At 45.8% G+C, this 20,366-nt stretch carries 16 protein-coding genes; all 16 read left to right on the top strand.

Features of this window, described 5'->3' with window-relative positions; genetic code table 11:
• The first annotated feature begins 19 nt into the window (after nt 1–19).
• The 16 genes from FGT79_RS04475 to pnp all read left to right on the top strand — a co-directional run bounded on the left by FGT79_RS04475 (nt 20) and on the right by pnp (nt 20,221).
• A complete protein-coding gene (locus tag FGT79_RS04475; protein WP_138751556.1) occupies nt 20–814 on the top strand; it encodes a phosphatidate cytidylyltransferase in 795 nt (264 codons plus the stop codon).
• Nucleotides 815–829: 15 nt separating this feature from the next.
• Nucleotides 830–1,969, top strand: coding sequence for a 1-deoxy-D-xylulose-5-phosphate reductoisomerase (locus tag FGT79_RS04470; RefSeq protein ID WP_138751555.1), 1,140 nt, complete (start codon nt 830–832; stop codon nt 1,967–1,969).
• A gap of 87 nt (nt 1,970–2,056) precedes the next feature.
• Nucleotides 2,057–3,331, top strand: a complete 1,275-nt coding sequence (gene rseP, locus FGT79_RS04465) for an RIP metalloprotease RseP (protein WP_138751554.1) — start codon at nt 2,057–2,059, stop codon at nt 3,329–3,331.
• Between the two features lie 10 nt (nt 3,332–3,341).
• Nucleotides 3,342–4,790 carry a proline--tRNA ligase gene (proS, locus tag FGT79_RS04460; RefSeq protein WP_138751553.1) on the top strand — a complete coding sequence of 483 codons (1,449 nt, stop codon included), beginning with the start codon at nt 3,342–3,344 and terminating at the stop codon, nt 4,788–4,790.
• 43 nt (nt 4,791–4,833) lie between these two features.
• Nucleotides 4,834–9,141: a PolC-type DNA polymerase III gene (locus FGT79_RS04455; protein ID WP_138751552.1), complete on the top strand. Its 4,308-nt coding sequence runs from the start codon at nt 4,834–4,836 to the stop codon at nt 9,139–9,141.
• A gap of 169 nt (nt 9,142–9,310) precedes the next feature.
• The gene (rimP, locus tag FGT79_RS04450; RefSeq protein WP_138751551.1) at nt 9,311–9,772 is read left to right on the top strand and encodes a ribosome maturation factor RimP; all 462 of its coding nucleotides are present in this window, start codon (nt 9,311–9,313) and stop codon (nt 9,770–9,772) included.
• A 39-nt stretch (nt 9,773–9,811) separates the two neighbouring features.
• Entirely contained in the window at nt 9,812–10,909 is a 1,098-nt protein-coding gene (nusA, locus tag FGT79_RS04445) for a transcription termination factor NusA (RefSeq protein ID WP_138751550.1), read from the top strand.
• A 55-nt stretch (nt 10,910–10,964) separates the two neighbouring features.
• The gene (rnpM, locus tag FGT79_RS04440; protein WP_138751549.1) at nt 10,965–11,279 is read left to right on the top strand and encodes an RNase P modulator RnpM; all 315 of its coding nucleotides are present in this window, start codon (nt 10,965–10,967) and stop codon (nt 11,277–11,279) included.
• Complete coding sequence (locus FGT79_RS04435) at nt 11,266–11,598, top strand: L7Ae/L30e/S12e/Gadd45 family ribosomal protein (RefSeq protein ID WP_138751548.1); 333 nt, start codon at nt 11,266–11,268, stop codon at nt 11,596–11,598. The genes rnpM and FGT79_RS04435 overlap by 14 nt, the downstream gene beginning before the upstream one ends.
• 61 nt (nt 11,599–11,659) lie before the next feature.
• Nucleotides 11,660–14,236, top strand: coding sequence for a translation initiation factor IF-2 (gene infB / locus FGT79_RS04430; RefSeq protein WP_425465005.1), 2,577 nt, complete (start codon nt 11,660–11,662; stop codon nt 14,234–14,236).
• 7 nt (nt 14,237–14,243) lie between these two features.
• Complete coding sequence (rbfA, locus tag FGT79_RS04425) at nt 14,244–14,600, top strand: 30S ribosome-binding factor RbfA (protein WP_054028943.1); 357 nt, start codon at nt 14,244–14,246, stop codon at nt 14,598–14,600.
• Nucleotides 14,597–15,586: a DHH family phosphoesterase gene (locus FGT79_RS04420; RefSeq protein WP_138751546.1), complete on the top strand. Its 990-nt coding sequence runs from the start codon at nt 14,597–14,599 to the stop codon at nt 15,584–15,586. Before rbfA ends, FGT79_RS04420 begins: the two co-directional genes overlap by 4 nt.
• A gap of 2 nt (nt 15,587–15,588) precedes the next feature.
• Entirely contained in the window at nt 15,589–16,503 is a 915-nt protein-coding gene (truB, locus tag FGT79_RS04415) for a tRNA pseudouridine(55) synthase TruB (RefSeq protein ID WP_138751545.1), read from the top strand.
• A 44-nt stretch (nt 16,504–16,547) separates the two neighbouring features.
• Nucleotides 16,548–17,498, top strand: a complete 951-nt coding sequence (locus FGT79_RS04410; RefSeq protein WP_138751544.1) for a bifunctional riboflavin kinase/FAD synthetase — start codon at nt 16,548–16,550, stop codon at nt 17,496–17,498.
• Nucleotides 17,499–17,701: 203 nt separating this feature from the next.
• Nucleotides 17,702–17,971 carry a 30S ribosomal protein S15 gene (gene rpsO / locus FGT79_RS04405; protein WP_053375765.1) on the top strand — a complete coding sequence of 90 codons (270 nt, stop codon included), beginning with the start codon at nt 17,702–17,704 and terminating at the stop codon, nt 17,969–17,971.
• A gap of 150 nt (nt 17,972–18,121) precedes the next feature.
• Nucleotides 18,122–20,221, top strand: coding sequence for a polyribonucleotide nucleotidyltransferase (gene pnp / locus FGT79_RS04400; RefSeq protein WP_138751543.1), 2,100 nt, complete (start codon nt 18,122–18,124; stop codon nt 20,219–20,221).
• Nucleotides 20,222–20,366 lie beyond the last annotated feature (145 nt).

Genomic DNA, 20,366 nt, shown 5'->3' with positions numbered 1-20,366 from the left:
AACGGAGTGTGACTTTTCATTGAGACAACGAATTATTACGGGTGTAGTAGCAGGTGTAGGTTTCATAGGTTTAACCGTCGTTGGCGGCTGGTTGTATACCGCACTTCTGGTCTTGCTTGCCATTATAGGCTTTACTGAATATGCGCGCATGAATGGTGTAGCATGGTCGCATCCGTCTTCATTGCTCGGATATGCGGGTGTGCTACTGTTTGTGCTTCCGTGGTCGGAGTGGGGAATAAGTATTCCTTCCACTTTGACTATTCTTTGGTTATTAGCCTTCTTATTGCTGGCTCTCACCGTGATTACTAAAAATAGAACAACAATAGATGGCGCCGCACTTATGTTGCTAGGCGCTTTATATGTAGGTTACGGCTTTGCAGCTATGATTGAGGCGCGTCAAATCGACACTTATGGTTTATTATGGACGATTCTTTCCTTCAGCTGTATTTGGGCGTCGGATATTGGTGCTTATTTCACTGGACGAGCAATCGGTAAGACGAAACTCTGGCCATCCATCAGTCCCAATAAAACAATTGAAGGTGCTTTGGGAGGCGTTTTGCTGTCATTAGTGGTTTCAGCTGTATTTGCATTATGCTTGCCTGATTTCATTTCACTTCCGAAAGCTTTGCTGATTGGGTTCATTGCGGCAGTAGCAGGTCAATTTGGAGATTTAATTCAATCAGCATATAAACGAGTACGAGATATTAAGGATACGGGTACGCTGCTTCCTGGGCATGGCGGTGTCCTTGACCGCTGCGACAGCTGGCTTATCGTATTTCCGCTATTAGTGCTTACCGAGCTGCTACCTGTATAAGTCAGGAGGATTGGCATGAAAAAAATTAGTGTTTTAGGTTCTACTGGTTCTGTCGGAACGCAAACTTTAGATGTAGCCGCTCATGATCTAGAAGGGTATCAAATTGTGGGGTTGTCGGCGGGTTCGAACGTTGACTTGCTTATTGAACAAGCCAATCGATTCAAGCCGGAGATTGTAAGTTTGGCATCCAAGGCGGATGCTGACGCAGCACGCATCCATATGCCAGCAGGTACAAGAGTTGTGTATGGTGAAGAGGGGTTAATTGCTGTTGCTGCAGAGACGGACGCGGATGTTGTCGTTACGGCTATAATGGGCAGTCGAGGGCTTCCTGCTACATTAGCGGCAATCGATGCTGGCAAGACAATCGGCCTAGCCAACAAAGAAACGCTTGTAACTGCAGGTCATATCGTAATGGAGCGAGCGAGACAACGCGGTGTATCGGTATTGCCGATAGATAGCGAACATTCGGCTATATATCAGTGTTTGAATGGGGAGGAACGCAAATCCATTCAGCAAATTACATTGACTGCTTCAGGCGGATCGTTTCGCGATCGTACGAGAGAACAGCTTGAAGGTGTTACGGTAGCAGAAGCTCTTAATCACCCGAACTGGGCAATGGGAGCCAAAATTACGATTGATTCGGCAACGATGGTCAATAAAGGCTTAGAGGTAATAGAGGCGAAGTGGCTATTCGATGTTACATATGATCAAATTGATGTCCTGATTCATCCGGAAAGCATTATTCATTCCTATGTTGAGTTTATTGACAATAGTATAATTGCACAGCTGGGTATGCCTGACATGCGTGTCCCGATTCAGTATGCGTTATCCTATCCAGCGCGGAAGCCAACACCTACTGAACGGTTAAAGCTATCTCAGATCGGCAAGCTGCATTTCCGCGAGATGGATTTCAACAGATATCCATGCCTAAGACTGGCTTTCGATTGCGGAAGACTAGGACAATCTGCGCCAGCTGTATTTAATGCAGCGAACGAGATTGCGGTAGCGCGGTTTCTGAAAGGTGAGATTACGTTCCTCGATATCGAACGAATACTTGAAACGGTAGTGTCTGAGCATAAGGTAATCGATATGCTTGATGTGGAGACGATTGCGGAAGTAGATGCTTGGGCACGCAGAATGGCTGAATCCGTTTAAATTGGCCGAAAACCGGTTCTCTTGTATCGAACAGGAGAATAATGATAATCTATGTACAGGCCGTAATGAACAGGAGGCTTCAGCTTAATGCACATGATTCAGGTTGTGTTTTTAACGATACTCGTCTTTTTTGTCATCGTGACGATCCATGAATGGGGTCATTACTATTTCGCCAAGAGAGCAGGCATTTTGGTTCGCGAGTTTGCCATCGGCTTCGGGCCGAAGCTGTTTTCAGTCAAACGCGGTGAAACACGATATACGCTTCGATTAATCCCGGCGGGAGGTTTTGTCCGCATGGCAGGCGAGGATCCGGAAATTGTGGATGTTCAGCCAGGCCAGACTGTAGCGGTACGGGTGAAGGACGATAAAGTAACTCGAATCTATTTGGATCGCCTTGATGAACGCAGTGGTGTCATTCGGGGTGAAATTGTTACCATTGATTTGGAGCACCAGCTTTCAGTAACATTAGACGTTGAAGGCGATAACGAAACATTCAAGGTACACCCTGCCGCGTTGATGATAACAAAGGGCAAGGAAACCCAGATTGCGCCAATAGACAGGCAGTTCGGAAGCAAAACAGTTCCACAGCGTGCGCTTGCTATATTTGCTGGCCCGATGATGAACTTTATTCTTGCATTCGTTCTATTCGCAACCTACATTCAGATGGCTGGTGTTCCGGTTGATAATCCCGACAAGCTGCTCGTCAGCCAGATTGCGGAGGATATGCCGGCATCGAAGGTTGATCTGAAGGAAGGCGACGTAATCGATGCAATCAATGGCGTAAAGATTGGGGCAGATTTCGATAAAATGATTGAAATCATCGGGAAATCCCCGAATGTTCCAATGCGTATTGATATCATTCGTGACGGGAACCCGCAACAGGTCGTCATCACTCCTGTAGCAAATGAGGCAGGTGTAGGTAAAGTCGGCATTAGCGCAACAGTACCAAGCCGATCAGCAACTTTTGGAGAAACTTTCTCAGGGGCAGCTAGACTGATGAAAAGCATGACGATTAGCATTTTTGACGGCTTCAAAAAGCTGATATTCGGAGAATTCAAGCTTGACGATCTTGGAGGACCAGTTCGTACGATGCAGTTCACAAGCCAAATTGCACAACAAGGTATTGTGCAGTTGACATCTTGGACAGCACTGCTGAGCTTGTACTTAGGTATTTTCAATCTATTGCCGATACCGGCACTTGATGGCAGTCGGCTTATATTCCTTGGAATAGAAGCCATACGTCGTCGTCCAATTGATCCGAATCGCGAGAGCATGGTTCATTTTGTTGGTTTTGCGCTCATTATGGTGCTTATGCTCGTAGTAACCTATAATGATATTTTACGCTTGGTAAAAGGGGAGTAAGTGGTCGCATATGGCTAAAGATAAGCAATTCGTAACTGAAATCACGCCGCAGAGCGAGGATTTCTCAAGATGGTATATTGATGTCATTAAAAAAGCTGAGCTTATGGACTATTCGCCTGTAAGAGGCTGTATTATTTTTCGCCCAGAGGGCTATGAGCTATGGGAAAATATTCAGCGTGATCTAGATCGACGCTTCAAGGAAACAGGACACCGCAACGCTTATTTTCCATTGTTCATTCCGGAGAGCTTTTTCCAGAAAGAGAAAGAGCATGTAGAAGGTTTTAATCCTGAGCTGCCTTGGGTAACAGAAGCTGCAGGAGAGAAGCTTGAGGAACGTCTTGCTATTCGTCCTACGTCGGAGACGATGTTTGGCCACATGTATTCGAAATGGATTCAGTCCTACCGTGATCCTCCCCTGCTTATCAACCAATGGGCTAACGTAGTCCGCTGGGAAAAACGTACAATGCCTTTCCTGCGCACAAGCGAGTTTTTGTGGCAGGAAGGTCATACGGCGCATGAGAACGAAGAGGAAGCTCGTCAAGAAACAATGCAAATGTTGGATGTCTATACGCAATTCGTAGAAGAGTTTTTGGCTATTCCGGTCATCAAAGGGGAGAAAACGCCTTCTGAGAGATTTGCTGGAGCCGTGGATACGTATTCGATCGAAGCGATGATGAAGGATGGCAAGGCCGTACAGGCTGGAACATCCCATTACCTCGGAACAAAGTTTGCTGTCGCTTTCGATATCAAATATCTTGACCGCGAGAACACCTTGCAATTTGCACATACGACCTCGTGGGGCGTAAGTACAAGACTGATAGGTGCATTGATTATGGTTCATGGTGATGACAGAGGACTTGCTTTGCCGCCTAAGGTTGCGCCAACACAAGTTATTATGATTCCAATCGGCCCTGCCAAAATGCGCGAGCAAGTCGTTGGACGTGTGGACGAGCTTCATGCACAGCTTAAAAAAGCTGGCATAAGAGTTCGTGTTGACGATCGTGCCGATGTCAGTCCAGGCTGGAAGTTCAATGAATATGAAATGCGCGGTGTCCCGCTACGTCTAGAGCTTGGGCCTCGTGACATGGAGAATGGGCAAGTGGTGCTCGTTTCCCGCATTACAGGTGAAAAGCGTGTCGTACTCCAAGACAACCTCATTGCAGAGGTTGAAGCTATGTTGGAGGAAACACATCATGAGATGTTCAACCGAGCGAAGCAGTTCCGGGTTGATAATTCTCGGACGGTCGATACGCTTGATGAAATGAAGAGCTTCCTAGAAGAGCAGCGCGGCTTCGTAGAAGCAGGCTGGTGTGGATCTGCTGCTTGCGAGAAGCAGGTTAAGGAAGAAACCGGAGCGACTAGCCGGAACATTCCGTTCGAGCCTTCGGTTCACAAAGAAACCTGTTTGGTGTGCGGCGACTCCGCAAAACATACCGTCGTATTTGCTAGAGCTTATTAAGGACTGAAGCTAGTTCGGTTCGGATCTTAAGGGGTTGATTGATTTGGGCCAAACCGCGGATAACAGGCAGCGCTTCGAGATGCTCTTGCAGCAATCGGGGCTGCCGAAAGAACTTATACATTCTTATTTTCAAGATGGTTATATCGAGCAAGTAATCGTTAGCAACAGTAATCGTGAATGGACGTTTTGCATACGCAAAACGTCCATGGTTCCTTTACAGGCCTTTAATGGGCTATGCCAGGCAGCTCGCGTCAAGTTTGAGCATATTGCCGACGTCAAGTTTATTCTCATTTATGACGAGGTAGTAGAAACCGAATCGATCATCTCGCAATATTGGGGTATGTTCATGGAATGGGCTCAGCGTGAGATTGCATCCGTAAACGGCTGGCTGCAGAAGGCTACGATAGAGGTTGAAGGCGAGACCTTAATCTTGTCACTGCTCGATAACACGGGATTGGAACTCGCGAAGAAAAAGAAGCTGGATGAGGAAATCATCCGTTTCTACAATGAACATTTTCAACGTGCATGCAAGGTCAAAATGATTATTAGCGAGTCAAGGCAAGACATCCTTGATGAATACGCGCTCAAAATCGTACAAGAAGAACGTGAATACGTACAGGAGCTTATGGCGAACGCCCAAACGGAATCTGATCTAGTGGACGATGCCGAGATTAGATTAGCGGTTGGTTACGATATTCGCGAAGAGCCTGTTCCGATGATGAACATTGTTGAAGAAGAGAAGAAAGTGACGGTTCAAGGCTCTGTTTTTGGATTGGATGTGAAGGAGCTGCGTAACGGCAGCACGTTATTTACATTCAATCTCACTGACTTCAGCGATTCGATTGCGATGAAGATGTTCGCGAAGACGAAGGATGACGTTAAGATTCTAAATCAGCTTGCCAACGGGAAATGGGTAAAGGCTCGCGGTAGAATCGAATATGACCGTTTCATGCAGGAGCCTGAACTCGTCATGATGCCGAATGATCTGCATGAGGTGAAAGCTCCGCCTGAGCGCATGGACAAAGCGGAAGAAAAACGTGTGGAATTCCATCTTCATACGACAATGAGTGCAATGGATGCTGTTACGCCAGTGGATGTGTACATCAAGACAGCAGCCAAATGGGGACATCCAGCGATAGCGGTATCTGATCACAGCAATGTGCAGTGCTACCCCGATGCCAACAAGTCAGCGAAAAAGCACGGTATTAAAGTGTTGTTCGGCGTAGAGGCTAATGTCGTTAACGATGCAGTTCCAATGGTGCTGCATTCAAGGCCTGAGCCGCTGGCAACTGCGACTTATATTGTATTTGATATCGAGACGACGGGCTTGTCCGTTATTAATAACAAAATTATCGAGCTTGCTGGTGTCAAAATGCGTGAGGGAAAAGAAATCGATCGCTTCTCGACGCTGATCGATCCGCATGAAAAGATCCCCTACCATATTCAGCAGTTAACCAACATTAATGATGATATGGTTAAGGGACAGCCTGAAATTGAACCGATGCTTCGCGAATTTATACAGTTTATTGGCGATGATGTGCTAGTAGCGCATAATGCGAGATTCGATATTGGCTTTATTCAAGCTAACTGCAAAGCATTCGGGATGCCAGAAGTGAAAAATCCAGTGCTGGATACGCTGGAGCTAGCTAGATTTATTTTCCCAACGCTTAAAAATCACCGCTTGAACACGTTGTCGGATAAGTACAAAATCAGCTTGGAGAACCATCACCGCGCGGTCGATGACTCCTTGGCATTAGGCGGAGTACTGTACGGCTTGATTGCGGATGCAGCAGAGCGCAATATTACGAATCTGCATCAGCTTAATGATTATGTTGGAATTGACCTTTCGAACTCGCGTCCTTTCCATAGCAACGTTTATGCACTGAATGCCGTAGGCAAGAAAAATTTGTTTAAGCTCATCTCGTTGTCGCATACGCAGCACTTCAAACGTGTTGCGACGATGCCAAAAACGAAGCTTACGGAGCATCGCGAAGGCTTGCTAGTCATTTCGGGGTGTGAGAAGGGTGAGTTTTTCGAAACGGTTCTAAACAAGTCGTACGAAGAAGCGTTAGAGGTAGCGCGATTCTACGATGTGCTCGAAATCCAGCCAATCGATTTCTACATGCACCTCGTTGAAAAAGGGCTGGTCGGCAGTCGAGCAGAGATTGAGCAAGCCCATCGTCGTATATGTCAGATCGGAGATGAGCTGGGCAAACCGGTCATTGCGACAGGAAATGTTCACTACTTGAATCCAAGGGACAAAATGTATCGTGATATTACCATTCATGGTATTACGGGTTTTAGCCCACTGAAGAGCATACGCAGGCCGGATGCTCATTTCCGGACGACGGAGGAAATGCTGGAGGAGTTTGCTTTTCTGGGAGAAGCAAAAGCTCGCGAAGTTGTTATTACCAATACGGTAGAGCTTGCAGAGCGGTTTGAACCTTTTGACATGTTCCCTAAAAGCTTGTTTGCTCCAGATATCGAAGGTGCGGACGATGAAATTCGCAATACCTGTTACGATACAGCGAAGTCTATGTATGGAGAGAACTTGCCGCAGGTTGTAATTGACAGGTTGGAGAAAGAACTCATTCCGATTATCAAATTTAAATTTTCGGCGAACTACTTGATCTCAGAGAAGCTAGTTAAGAAATCCAATGCTGACGGTTATCTTGTTGGCTCGAGGGGCTCTGTCGGTTCATCGGTCGTAGCGACGTTTCTTGGTATCTCGGAGGTTAATCCGCTGCCTGCCCATTATTTGTGCAAAAACGCGGATTGCCGCCACAGTGAATGGTTTCTTGACGGAAGCATACCGAGCGGCTTTGACCTTCCTGACAAGCCTTGTCCGAATTGTGGAAAGCCATTGAAAGGCGAAGGCCAGGATATTCCATTCGAAACCTTTCTGGGATTCAAAGGCGATAAGGTTCCCGATATCGATCTTAACTTCTCAGGTGATTATCAGCCAATTGCCCATAACTATACGAAGGTATTATTCGGTGAGAAAGCGGTGTTCCGTGCAGGCACAATAGGTACAGTCGCTGAGAAGACGGCATATGGCTTCACTAAGAAGTACGAGGAAGAGCACAACAAGAAATGGCGGGGAGCGGAGCTTGCCAGACTAGCGAGTGGCTGCACCGGTGTGAAGCGAAGCACGGGCCAGCATCCCGGCGGTATTGTTGTCGTTCCGGATTATATTGAAGTTGAAGACATTACTCCGGTGCAGTTCCCCGCTGATGATGTGAATGCAGAGTGGAAAACAACTCACTTCGATTACCATGCATTCGATGAGAATCTGCTTAAACTCGATATACTTGGTCATGATGATCCGACTATGATGCGAATGCTGCAAGATTTGACAGGTGTCGACCCGTTATCGATTCCGATGAATGACCCTAAGGTGATGAGCATGTTCAACTCAACTGCCGCACTCAATATTCCTGGGGAAAAAATACGATCTTCAGTTGCTACCTACGGTGTACCGGAAATGGGTACCAAGTTCGTACGGCAAATGCTTCAGGAAACGCAGCCTTCGTCATTCGCGGATTTACTGCAAATTTCCGGATTATCGCATGGTACCGGTGTTTGGCTTGGCAATGCACAGGAGCTTATCAAAAACGGAACTTGTAATATTAAGACGGTGATTGGATGTAGGGATGACATCATGCTATTCCTTATCTACAAAGCGGGTATGGATGCGAGTCTTGCCTTCAAAATTACGGAAAGCGTTCGTAAGGGCAAGGGACTTACACCTGAGTGGATTGACGAAATGAAGCGCTGCAAAGTACCGCAATGGTATATTGATTCTTGCTTGCGTATCGAGTATATGTTCCCGAAGGCGCATGCTGCTGCTTATGTTATCTCAGCTGTACGTACGGCGTTCTTCAAGCTTTACTATCCGATTGCGTATTATGCAACTTACTTCACAGTTCGGGCAGATGATTTCGATCTAGAGCTACTTTGTCAAGGCTATGAAGCTATTCTTCGTAAGCTGGTTGAAATTGAAGCAAAAGGTTTCAATGCGCTTCCGAAAGAGAAGAACATGGTTTCTCAGCTTGAAATGTCATTAGAAATGACAGCTCGGGGCTTTTCGTTCAAGCCAATTGATCTATATCGTTCTGATGCAACAAAGTTCCAAGTAGACGGTGATTCACTTATTCCTCCTTTCGCTGCAATTGCTGGTATTGGCGATAATGCCGCTCGTAATATTGCGGCTTCCAGAGAAGATGGAGAGTACTTGTCCATTGAGGATTTCCAGATGAAATCCAAAGCGACCAAGACGATTATAGAGGTGCTTGGAAGCATGGGCTGCTTCCGTGGATTGCCTGAATCTAACCAGCTTTCGTTGTTCTAGAAATGGCTGCAATAGAAAAGATTTCTTGTCACTATAGTGCGGTTATGTTATAATTTTTGTGGCAATGATGATGATAAAGACTTTGATGCAGAAGAGTGGGGAAACCCACTCTTTACGTTTTGTAATTGGCAAAATGGCATAGTGCGTATAAACAGGAGGTCAACTGAATTTGAGTACATCCACAATCAAAGCCGCTGTCCAGGAACTGGCTCTGCCTTTCCTCAGCAGCAATGGATTTGAACTGGTTGATATTGAGTATGTGAAAGAAGGAAGCAACTACTTTCTTCGTATATTCGTGGATAAAGAAGGCGGCATCGATATAGATGATTGCGGCCGTATTAGCGAATTTATGAGTGAACAGCTGGACGCGAGCGATCCGATTACTGATGCTTATTTCCTTGAAGTATCTTCACCTGGAGCAGAAAGACCGCTTAAGAAAGAAGAAGATGTTCGTAAAGCTATCGGTAAACACGTTTACATAACGACATATGAACCGATCAGCGGCGCTAAAGAATTTGAGGGGCTGCTGCTTGCGTTTGACGGGGTAAATGCGGTTGTGCGTACTGGCAAGAAGGAATATACGATTCCTTATGATAAGGTGGCTGGAGCTAGACTGGCTATCGTATTCTAAATATTTGCTTTTATTATTGAAAGGGGGAAATTCAGTCCAATGAGCATGGATTTTATTGAAGCACTACAAGAAATAGAAAGAGACAAAGGGATTACGAAGGATGTACTCCTGGAAGCCATTGAGGCTGCACTTATCTCCAGCTACAAGAGAAATTTCAATACCGCACAAAATGTACGTGTAGACATTAACCGCCACACTGGCGTAATTAAAGTATATGCGCGCAAAACTGTTGTCGACGAAGTGCTTGATCCGCGCCTTGAAATTACGGTGGAGGCATCTCGTGAAATTAATCCGCATTACCAACTCGATGATATTGCGGATATCGAAGTTACACCGCGCGACTTCGGCCGTATCGCAGCACAAACGGCAAAGCAAGTTGTAACGCAGCGCATTCGCGAAGCAGAGCGCGGACTGATCTACAATGCATTTATCGACAAAGAAGAAGACATCGTTAATGGTATCGTGCAGCGTCAGGATGTTCGCAATTTATTCGTAGATTTAGGCAAGGTAGAAGCAGTACTGCCTCTAACTGAGCTTATGCCTACTGATAAATTCAAGCATGGCGACCGTGTGAAGTCCTACATCACGAAAGTAGAGAACACGACAAAAGGTCCTCAAATTATTTTATCCCGTACGCATCCTGGTTTGCTCAAACGCTTGTTCGAACTTGAAGTGCCGGAAATTTATGACGGCGTTGTTGAAATTCGTTCGGTAGCTCGTGAAGCAGGCTTCCGCTCCAAGATTGCGGTTCATTCTCGCAATACCGAAGTTGATCCGGTAGGATCTTGCGTCGGTCAAAAAGGACTACGCGTTCAGACGATCGTAAACGAGCTAAAAGGCGAAAAAATCGATATCGTTCGTTGGTCTGAAAGCGTGGATGAGTATGTTGCGAATGCACTCAGCCCATCTAAAGTGCTTGAGGTTATCGTATTCGAATCAGAGAAGATGGCTCGCGTTATCGTTCCTGATTATCAACTATCGCTTGCGATTGGTATTAAAGGTCAGAATGCTAGGCTTGCTGCTAAGCTGACAGGCTGGAAAATCGATATTAAGAGTGAGACGCAAGCAGAGCAAGAATATGGTCGGCCGAAATCTTTGACTACGATTATGCATCAGGATTCGGTATCCATCGATTAGTTCATGACCATTATTAATCATAGCGTCAATTCAGCTGGCAGAGGAGGGGTGTACAATGAGACCGAGAAAAGTACCGCTTCGCAAATGTGTCGCTTGTCAGGACATGTTGCCGAAGAAGGAACTCATCCGGGTTGTGCGGACACCGGCCGAAGAGGTGCAGATTGACCTGACTGGCAAAAAAGCTGGGCGCGGCGCTTATTTATGCGGCAAAGTGAGCTGCTTTAAACTGGCGAAAAAATCCAAGGCGCTTGACCGTGCATTGAAGCAGCATGTTGGCGAACATATATATGACCAGCTTGAACAGGATTTTGTAGCGGTAGAGGAGCAGTTTATCGCGAATAAGGAGTTGATAAGCGATGAATCAGAATAAAAGCTTATCACAGCTTGGCATGGCGATGCGTGCAGGAAAGCTGATTACAGGGGACGAAATCGTTCTTAAAGCCGTCAGAAACAAAAAAGTATTTCTTGTTATTATCGCAGGAGATGCTTCAGACAATACGAAGAAAAAATTTCGTGACAAATGCAACACCTACGGAATACAACTCGCCGAAGCATTCGACCGTGAGCAGCTAGGAAAGGCGATCGGTAAGCCGGAACGGGTTGTGCTTGCTGTAACCGATATGCAGTTCGGAAAAATGATTGCGAATCATCTGAGCCATAATACGGAGGTGGATCATATTGGACAATAAACAAGACAGCAAGGATAATAAAGATAAGCTGCGTGTTTACGAGTATGCCAAGTCACTTAATATGAGCAGCAAAGAAATTATTACGATTCTAAAACGACTGGATTTGCCAGTTAACAACCATATGAGTGTTATGGAAAACGAAATGGTAAACAAAGTCGAAGGCTTTTTCCGCAATATTAAGCAAAATGCTGCCGTCAAACGGGCGCAGGAAACGACGAGCGTTTCAGTTTCCTCTGCACAACCTACTGCCAACAAGCCGCAATCGCCGCAGCAGGACCGAAAGCCGCAGCCGGTTCAGGAAAACAAAAATACTATTCAAGACAGACAGGGGCCTATGAATTCTATTAATACGAAACCACAAACCACAGAGCAACAATCCGAACAACGACCAGCAGGACAACAATCGAGTCGTCCTGCGCAAGCATCCAGCAACAATCGCCCATCACAGGGAAGCAGCAATGCCAGCCGCCCTTCACAAGGCAGCAATAGTTCGAGCCGTCCAAGCCAAGGTGGACAAAGCAGTCGTCCTCCACAATCTGGAGGTAGCTCTAGCCGACCTGGACAAGGTCAAGGCGGGCAAGGAAGCCGCCCGGCATCATCTGGTCAGAATCGTCCTCCGCAAGGCGGACAAGGCAATACAGCTAGCCGTCCAAGCGCACCGCGTCAAGACGCTGCCAGCCGTCCTGCTTCATCGGGCCAAAGCCGGTTTGATTCCAAGCCAGCACAGGGTCAATCACGCGGGAACGATAACCGAAATGCAAGACCAGGTCAGAAACGCTTTGAAGATGGCAAACCAGGCGGCTTCAGAGGCAATAATGGCCGTGGTGGTCAAAAAGGACGCGGTGGCAAGTTCCAACAACAGCCGCCACGCGAGAAAATTGACAACACTCCGAAAAAAATTATTGTTCGCGGCACAATGACAGTCGGCGAGCTTGCTAAATTACTGCACAAGGATGCTTCTGAAGTTATCAAAAAATTGATTTTCCTTGGCGTAATGGCAACAATCAATCAAGAAATCGACATGGATGCAATTCATTTGATCGCAACTGACTATGGTGTTGAGGTTGAAGTAAAAATTCCTGTTGAGGAAGATTCCTTCGAGACAGTTGAAGAGACAGACGAAGACGAGAATTTGGTAACACGTCCACCGGTTGTTACGATCATGGGTCACGTTGATCACGGTAAAACGACGCTGCTTGATGCGATTCGCAAAACGAACGTTACTGGCGGAGAAGCTGGCGGTATCACGCAGCATATCGGTGCATACCAAGTCGAAATCAACCATAAGAAAATTACATTCCTAGATACACCGGGTCACGAAGCGTTTACGCTTATGCGTGCGCGCGGTGCACAGGTTACAGATATTACGATTATCGTTGTTGCAGCCGATGACGGCATCATGCCTCAAACGGTTGAAGCGATCAATCATGCGAAAGCTGCAGGCGTACCTATTATCGTTGCCGTTAACAAAATCGATAAGCCTGATGCAAACACAGAAAAAATTAAGCAAGAAATGACCGAATATGAATTGGTTCCGGAAGAGTGGGGCGGCGATACGATTTTCGTTGAGGTTTCCGCTAAGCAAAGAATCGGTCTTGAAGGTCTTCTTGAGATGATTCTTCTTGTCGCAGAAGTAAATGACTACAAAGCAAACCCTAACAAGCGTGCTCGTGCAACGGTTATCGAGGCTGAGCTTGATAAAGGTAAAGGACCGGTTGCACGTATACTCGTTCAACATGGTACTTTGAAAATCGGCGACGCGTTTGTAGCCGGCAATTGCTTCGGCCGTATCAGAGCGATGGTGAACGATAAAGGCCGTCGTTTAAAAGAAGTTGGCCCTTCAACTCCAGTAGAAATTACAGGATTAACAGAAGTACCGCAAGCTGGCGATCCTTTCATGGTATTCGAGGATGAGCGCAAAGCTCGTGCAATTGCTGACCGTCGTTCGATTAAACAACGTCAATCCGATATGGGTGCTAATACGCGTGTAACGCTTGATGATTTGTATAACCATATCAAAGATGGTGAAATTAAAGATCTGAACGTTATTATCAAGTCCGACGTTCAAGGTTCTTCCGAAGCGCTTAAAGGTTCATTGGCCAAAATCGACATCGAAGGCGTACGCGTTAAAATTATTCATAGCGGCGTTGGTGCGATTACGGAATCCGATATCATTCTGGCATCCGCTTCGAATGCGATTGTAATCGGTTTTAACGTAAGACCTGATCCGCAAGCAGAAGCAACAATCGCTCAAGAGAAAGTCGATGTTCGTATGCACCGCGTCATTTATAACGTGATCGATGAAATTGAGCAAGCGATGAAAGGCATGCTGGATCCAATCTTCAAAGAAGTTGTAATCGGTCAAGCCGAGGTTCGTAACGTATTTAAAGTAACAAAAGTCGGCGCAATTGCTGGTTGTATGATTACTTCTGGTAAAATTACACGTTCGGCAGAGGCTCGTCTGATTCGCGGAGGCATTGTGGTCTTTACAGGTAAGATTGAATCTTTGAAACGCTTCAAAGACGATGCCAAAGAGGTTGCTCAAGGCTACGAGTGCGGTATTACACTCGACCGTTACAACGATGTTCGTGAAGGCGATACAATTGAAGCATTTGTTATGGAAGTAGTAGAGAGGTGATTATAGTATGGCAAAAATCCGGGTAGGACGGGTAGGCGAGCAAATTAAAAAAGAGCTTAGCCAAATCATACAGACAGAACTTAAAGATCCAAGAATCGGTTTTATTACGGTTACAGGTGTTGAGACGTCCAGTGACCTTTCTCAAGCTAAAGTATATTTAAGTGTACTTGGCAGCGAAGAACAGAAGGAAGCTACGCTCAAAGCGCTTGCGAGCGGTACCGGATTTATCCGTACTGAGCTTGGCAAACGCATGCGCCTACGTCATACACCGGTGCTGTTGTTCAAATTTGACAGCAGTATCGAGTATGGCAGCAGAATTGAAGCTTTGCTTGAAAACATTAACAACGGGAATTCAGCTCGATGACGGAACAGAGCAGCTATTCAAAGCAGCTTGATGATGCGCTGGCATTCATGAAATCTAACGATGATTTTCTCGTTGTATCTCATGTTCAGCCTGATGGAGATGCGATAAGCTCTACAGTCGTTGTTGGCTGGCTTCTTCAAAAGCTCGGTAAAACGTTTGTACTGATCAATGAGAGTGAATTGCCCTCACGGCTAAGCTTCCTTGATCAGTATGAAACGATTGTTCATTACAAAACTTCTGTTCCTGATCGCAAATTTGATGCCGTTATTTCCATTGACTGTGCAGATTTCAAACGGATAGGAGAGGTAGCGGGCAGCTTTGCATCTGATGCAAAGCTGCTTAATATCGATCATCATCCGACCAATAATGGTTTCGGAACGGTGAATGTCATTCGTTCAGAAGCTGCGGCTACTGTTGAAATCCTGTTTGATTTATTGGAGAGAGCTGGCATTGCTTGTGATTTGGATTGCGGAACGGCCATCTATACAGGGTTGTTAACTGATACAGGTGGTTTTCGTTATTCCAATACAAGTCCACGTGTAATGGAGATTGCTTCACATCTGCTTGCATTAGGCGTATCTGGAAACGAATTAGCTGATCATTTGCTTGAAAAAATGACTAGAGCTAAGCTTAATTTGCTGCAGCTTGCGCTGAATCGCCTAACCTTTACGGATAACCTGGAGATTGGGTGGGTTTATATCGGCAAGGACGATTTGCGTGACACTGGCGCGATTCCTGAGGATCTTGAAGGTATTGTTAACTATGCGCTTAATGTCGACGGCGTAGAAGTGGGCATATTGTTCAAAGAAACGGAAGACGGTGCAGTTAAAGCGAGCATTCGTTCAGCTGGGAAAGCCAATGTTGCGGCGATTGCGCAGCAGTTCGGCGGCGGAGGTCATATTAGAGCGGCAGGCTGTCGTCTTGAGGGATCACTGACAGATTCCATTGCTGTTTTGGTGGAAGCCGTAAGAAAGGCGTTGATTTAACGATGGACGGTATTCTGGCCGTTTGGAAGCCTGAAGGCTGGACTTCCCACGATGTGGTCGCTAAAGTTCGCCGGTTGTTAAAGATGAAACGAATTGGACATGCTGGAACGCTTGATCCGATGGTAACAGGTGTATTGCCATTGTGTCTTGGTCGTGCCACGAGAGTTGTTGAGTATGTTCAGGAACGTCCAAAAGCATATGAAGCTGTATTGCAGCTAGGAATCGCTACTGATACGGAGGATATAACCGGAACGGTAATCGAACGCCAAGCATCAATTAAAGTATCGGAAGATGAAGTGCGCCAAGCTTTGGCAAGGTTCATTGGTGAAATCGAGCAGGTGCCGCCGATGTATTCTGCGGTTAAAATTGATGGAAAACGTTTATATGAGTTAGCTAGGGAAGGCAAGACGGTAGAGCGGAAGTCGCGGAAGGTCACGATTCACGAACTCAAGCTTCTCGACTTAAAGCTTGATCTGGATCAACCGACCATTTCATTCTCAGCCGTATGCTCCAAAGGTACATATATCCGTACGTTATGTGTGGACATTGGAAAAGCACTCGGGGTTCCTGCGACCATGGCGCATTTGACGAGAACGATGTCGGGCGGCATTACGAAGGAAAGCTGTCTAACCCTTGAGCAAATCGAGGAATTGCAGGCAGCAGGTGAGCTTAATGAGCATTTAATTGCCGCTGATGAAGCCATTACCCATTTGGAATGCGCGGTAGTTCCCGAATCAACAGGGAAACTTGCTTTGATGGGGCAGAAGATTAATCTTTCTCTCTCAGATCTTAACCTTACTTCTTCACACAATGAACAGCTTATTCGTCTTTATAATGAACATCGCTCATTTCTTGGTATTTTTCAGATTGATCTTGCAACAGCTGTATTTAAACCAATTAAAGTTTTTTCAGCATAGCGAAAAGATAGTGAAAGCTAAAAGGAAATGCAGGTGTTTCAGCGTTGGAAATAATTCCATTAAGTTTTCCTCTAAACGGTTTGTCCATGTTATCGCTGGACAAACCGCTTTCTATAGCAATCGGCCATTTTGACGGTGTCCATCGTGGTCATCAAAACGTCATTCGCCAAGCGGTTAATGAAGCAAAGGGCTCTGATATGCTATCAGCGGTACTAACATTTGATCCGCATCCGAAGGAAGTTCTCGGACAAGGAGAGCAGTATTATCGCTGTCTAACACCACTTGATGTCAAGACAGCATTATTTGCCGAACTAGGAGTCGATCTCGTCTTTATTATGAGATTTGATCAAGAGTTTTCAGCTGTTTCGCCAGAGCGGTTTGTTGATGAAGTGCTCCGTACACTGCAAGCCAAGCATGTTGTGGTTGGCTTTGACTTCAATTTCGGACATAAAGGTCTAGGCAACTCAGAAGCTTTAACACAACTCGGACAACCCGATATTTCTGTTGAGGTTATTGAGCCGTTGTTCGAAAATGGCGTTAAAGTAAGCAGCACATATATACGTGAGGCACTAGAGCAAGGAAATATCGAATTGGCTGATCGTCTGCTCGGTCGTCCTTATGAAGTGTGTGGACGAGTCGTTCATGGTGATAAAAGAGGGCGGACCATTGGATTTCCAACGGCGAATCTTCAAATCAACGCACCGTATATCACCCCACGTCTTGGCGTATATGCGATTACGGCTTGGGTAAACGACAAAGCTTATCCCGGCGTTCTTAATTTCGGACTGAAGCCAACTTTCAATAAAGAAGGGCTGCAGCCGATTATGGAGGCTCATTTGTTCGATTTCAATAGTGATATCTATGATGAGCAACTGCGCTTGCAATTTATTTCGTTTATACGACCTGAGAAGAAATTTGAATCGATTGCGGAGCTAATTGAACAAATTAGCACGGACTCCAGACAAGCGAAAGAAATTCTCGGTTACAGCAAGTAGAATTGCGGTAGATCATTCACACGTTATGGCGGTACATCGATAAGCTTCTCGACAATTGTCCCAAATCTATGTTATACTATAAAACGTTGTGAGTAGTCATACATTTCGTAGGACACATTCATAAACTTAACCTTAGCTTGGATGTCCGTTCTCACCGACGGCTTCGTGGCTAATGGCGATTATCAAGAAGGAGGTGAATTAGGATGGCAATTACACAAGTACGTAAAAACGAACTGATTGAGACGCATAAGACACATGCAACTGATACCGGTTCTCCGGAAGTTCAAGTGGCTATCCTGACTGAAAACATCGTTAACTTGACTCAACATTTGCGGGAGCACAAGAAAGATCATCATTCCCGTCGTGGTTTGCTCAAGATGGTAGGTCAGCGCCGTAAGCTGCTTGCATACCTTAAAAACAATGATGTTAGACGTTACAGCGCATTGATCGAAAAACTCGGCCTACGCCGCTAAACTATGCGTAATGAAAAGCAACCTGGTAGTCCTGCCGTCCGGGAATCACGGATAAGCGGATTCGGGTTGCTTTTTGTAATAGGGAGCCCCTAATAAAAACCTGCATTTTGCAGTGAAATAGACTACATAGAAACGTATAGGAGGGATATAATGGTACAACGAATTGAGATGGAAGTAGGCGGAAGACCGCTATCCATCGAAACAGGCCGCCTTGCTAAGCAAGCAAACGCTGCTGTAACTGTGCAATATGGTGATACTGTCGTATTGTGTACGGTGACCGCTTCTGCGGGTCCGAAGGATTTGGATTTCTTCCCGTTAACGGTTAACTACGAAGAGCGTTTGTATGCAGTAGGTAAAATTCCAGGCGGATTTATCAAACGTGAAGGCCGTCCAAGTGAGAAAGCGATTCTTTCAAGCCGACTTACAGATAGACCTATTCGTCCATTGTTCCCAGAAGGCTTCCGGAATGATGTACAGGTTATGAATATTGTAATGAGCGTTGATCAGGATTGTTCACCTGAGATCGCAGCTATGATTGGTACTTCTGCTGCATTGTCTATCTCTGATGTTCCTTTTGACGGACCGATTGGCGGCGTTAACGTTGGCCGGATTAATGGACAATTCATTATTAACCCAACCGTTGAACAAAGCCAAGAAACGGATATATTCGTCGTGGTAGCAGGTACAAAGGATGCAATCATGATGGTTGAAGCCGAGGCGAACGAGGTTACTGAAGCAGTTATGCTCGAAGCGATTATGTTCGGTCATGACGAAATTAAAAAAATTGTAGCCAAAATCGAAGAGCTGCAGGCGGTTGCCGGCAAACCTAAGATGGAAGTTAAATTACGCAAAGTAAACGAACAGGTTAACTCTGATGTCCGTGCATTTGCTTCTGCAGGTTTAGTCGATGCGATTAAGGTAGAAGAAAAGCATGCTCGTCAAGAAGCTATCGATGCGGTTAACAGTGAAGCTGTTGCTCACTTCGAAGAGCAATATATCGATACGCCGGAGCTTCTGTCCGATGTGAAAGAAGTGCTTTATGACATCGTGAAAGAAGAAGTCCGTCGTCTTATTTCTCATGACAAAATCCGTCCAGACGGCCGCTCGCTAGATGAGATTCGCCCGATCGATTGCGATGTTGCGATTCTTCCACGCACGCACGGAACGGGATTGTTCACACGTGGGCAAACACAGGCGCTTAGCATTTGTACGCTTGGAGCTATGGGTGACGTTCAAATTTTGGACGGTATTTCACCTGAAGAAACAAAACGCTTCATGCATCACTACAACTTCCCGCCATTTAGCGTAGGTGAGGCTCGTCCACTTCGTCCGCCAGGCCGTCGTGAAATTGGTCATGGTGCACTAGGCGAGCGCGCTTTGTCGAAGGTTATCCCTTCTGAAGCTGAATTCCCATACACCATTCGCCTTGTTTCCGAGGTGCTTGAATCGAACGGTTCTTCCTCACAAGCAAGTATCTGTGCAAGTACGCTTGCGATGATGGATGCAGGTGTTCCGATTAAAGCACCAGTAGCAGGTATTGCAATGGGTCTAATTAAAGACGGTGACCATTTCGCTATTCTTTCGGATATTCAAGGTATGGAAGATCACCTTGGCGATATGGACTTTAAGGTTGCAGGTACGGCTGAAGGCGTAACAGCTATTCAAATGGACATCAAAATTGCCGGTATTAATCGTGCGATTCTAGAGCAATCTCTTGAGCAAGCTCGTCAAGGACGTATTTTCATTCTTGGTAAAATGCTTGAAAGCCTGCCTACAACACGGACTAGCCTTTCCAAGTATGCACCGAAAATTTTGACGCTTCGTATTAATCCGGACAAAATCCGTGATGTTATTGGTGCTGGCGGCAAAATCATCAACAAGATCATCGAAGAAACAGGTGTCAAAATCGATATTGAGCAGGATGGTATGGTATTTATCGCTTCTTCCAATGAAGAGATGAACCAAAAAGCAAAATCGATTATCGAAGGCATCGTGAAAGAAGTTGTTGTTGGTGAGATTTACCTAGGTACAGTTAAGCGCGTTGAGAAATTCGGTGCTTTCGTTGAGATTCTACCGAACAAGGATGGACTCGTCCACATTTCCCAATTGTCAACTGAACGTGTTGCCAAAACAGAAGATGTCGTTAACGTTGGTGATCAAATCAAGGTTAAGGTAACGGAAATCGATCAACAGGGGCGAATCAATTTGTCTGCCAAAGTGTTGATGACGACTGAAGCTGCTCCGCAATAACGATTATTCGTTCTGTTGGGTTATATAAGTAAGAGAAGAAAGAGGCAGATTTGATCTGGCTCTTTTTTGATTTGTTGCTGCATACAACCTTTGCCCTCCCGATTGGCGCCTGCTGCATAAACTCGTCCATTGTTTCATACATATG

Origin of the sequence: Paenibacillus sinopodophylli (assembly GCF_005930355.1) — a bacterium.
Classification (GTDB): domain Bacteria; phylum Bacillota; class Bacilli; order Paenibacillales; family Paenibacillaceae; genus Pristimantibacillus; species Pristimantibacillus sinopodophylli.
The sequence above is the reverse complement of the archived record's forward strand: the minus strand, read 5'-3'. Positions and strand labels throughout refer to the sequence as shown.

Coding starts and splice junctions, on each gene's coding strand:
- rpsO (WP_053375765.1), top strand. CDS start 17,702: ATGGCAATTACACAAGTACGTAAAAACGAACTGATTGAGACGCATAAG.
- FGT79_RS04435 (WP_138751548.1), top strand. CDS start 11,266: ATGAATCAGAATAAAAGCTTATCACAGCTTGGCATGGCGATGCGTGCA.
- rnpM (WP_138751549.1), top strand. CDS start 10,965: ATGAGACCGAGAAAAGTACCGCTTCGCAAATGTGTCGCTTGTCAGGAC.
- truB (WP_138751545.1), top strand. CDS start 15,589: ATGGACGGTATTCTGGCCGTTTGGAAGCCTGAAGGCTGGACTTCCCAC.
- FGT79_RS04470 (WP_138751555.1), top strand. CDS start 830: ATGAAAAAAATTAGTGTTTTAGGTTCTACTGGTTCTGTCGGAACGCAA.
- FGT79_RS04420 (WP_138751546.1), top strand. CDS start 14,597: ATGACGGAACAGAGCAGCTATTCAAAGCAGCTTGATGATGCGCTGGCA.
- pnp (WP_138751543.1), top strand. CDS start 18,122: ATGGTACAACGAATTGAGATGGAAGTAGGCGGAAGACCGCTATCCATC.
- infB (WP_425465005.1), top strand. CDS start 11,660: ATGAGCAGCAAAGAAATTATTACGATTCTAAAACGACTGGATTTGCCA.
- rseP (WP_138751554.1), top strand. CDS start 2,057: ATGCACATGATTCAGGTTGTGTTTTTAACGATACTCGTCTTTTTTGTC.
- proS (WP_138751553.1), top strand. CDS start 3,342: ATGGCTAAAGATAAGCAATTCGTAACTGAAATCACGCCGCAGAGCGAG.
- rbfA (WP_054028943.1), top strand. CDS start 14,244: ATGGCAAAAATCCGGGTAGGACGGGTAGGCGAGCAAATTAAAAAAGAG.
- nusA (WP_138751550.1), top strand. CDS start 9,812: ATGAGCATGGATTTTATTGAAGCACTACAAGAAATAGAAAGAGACAAA.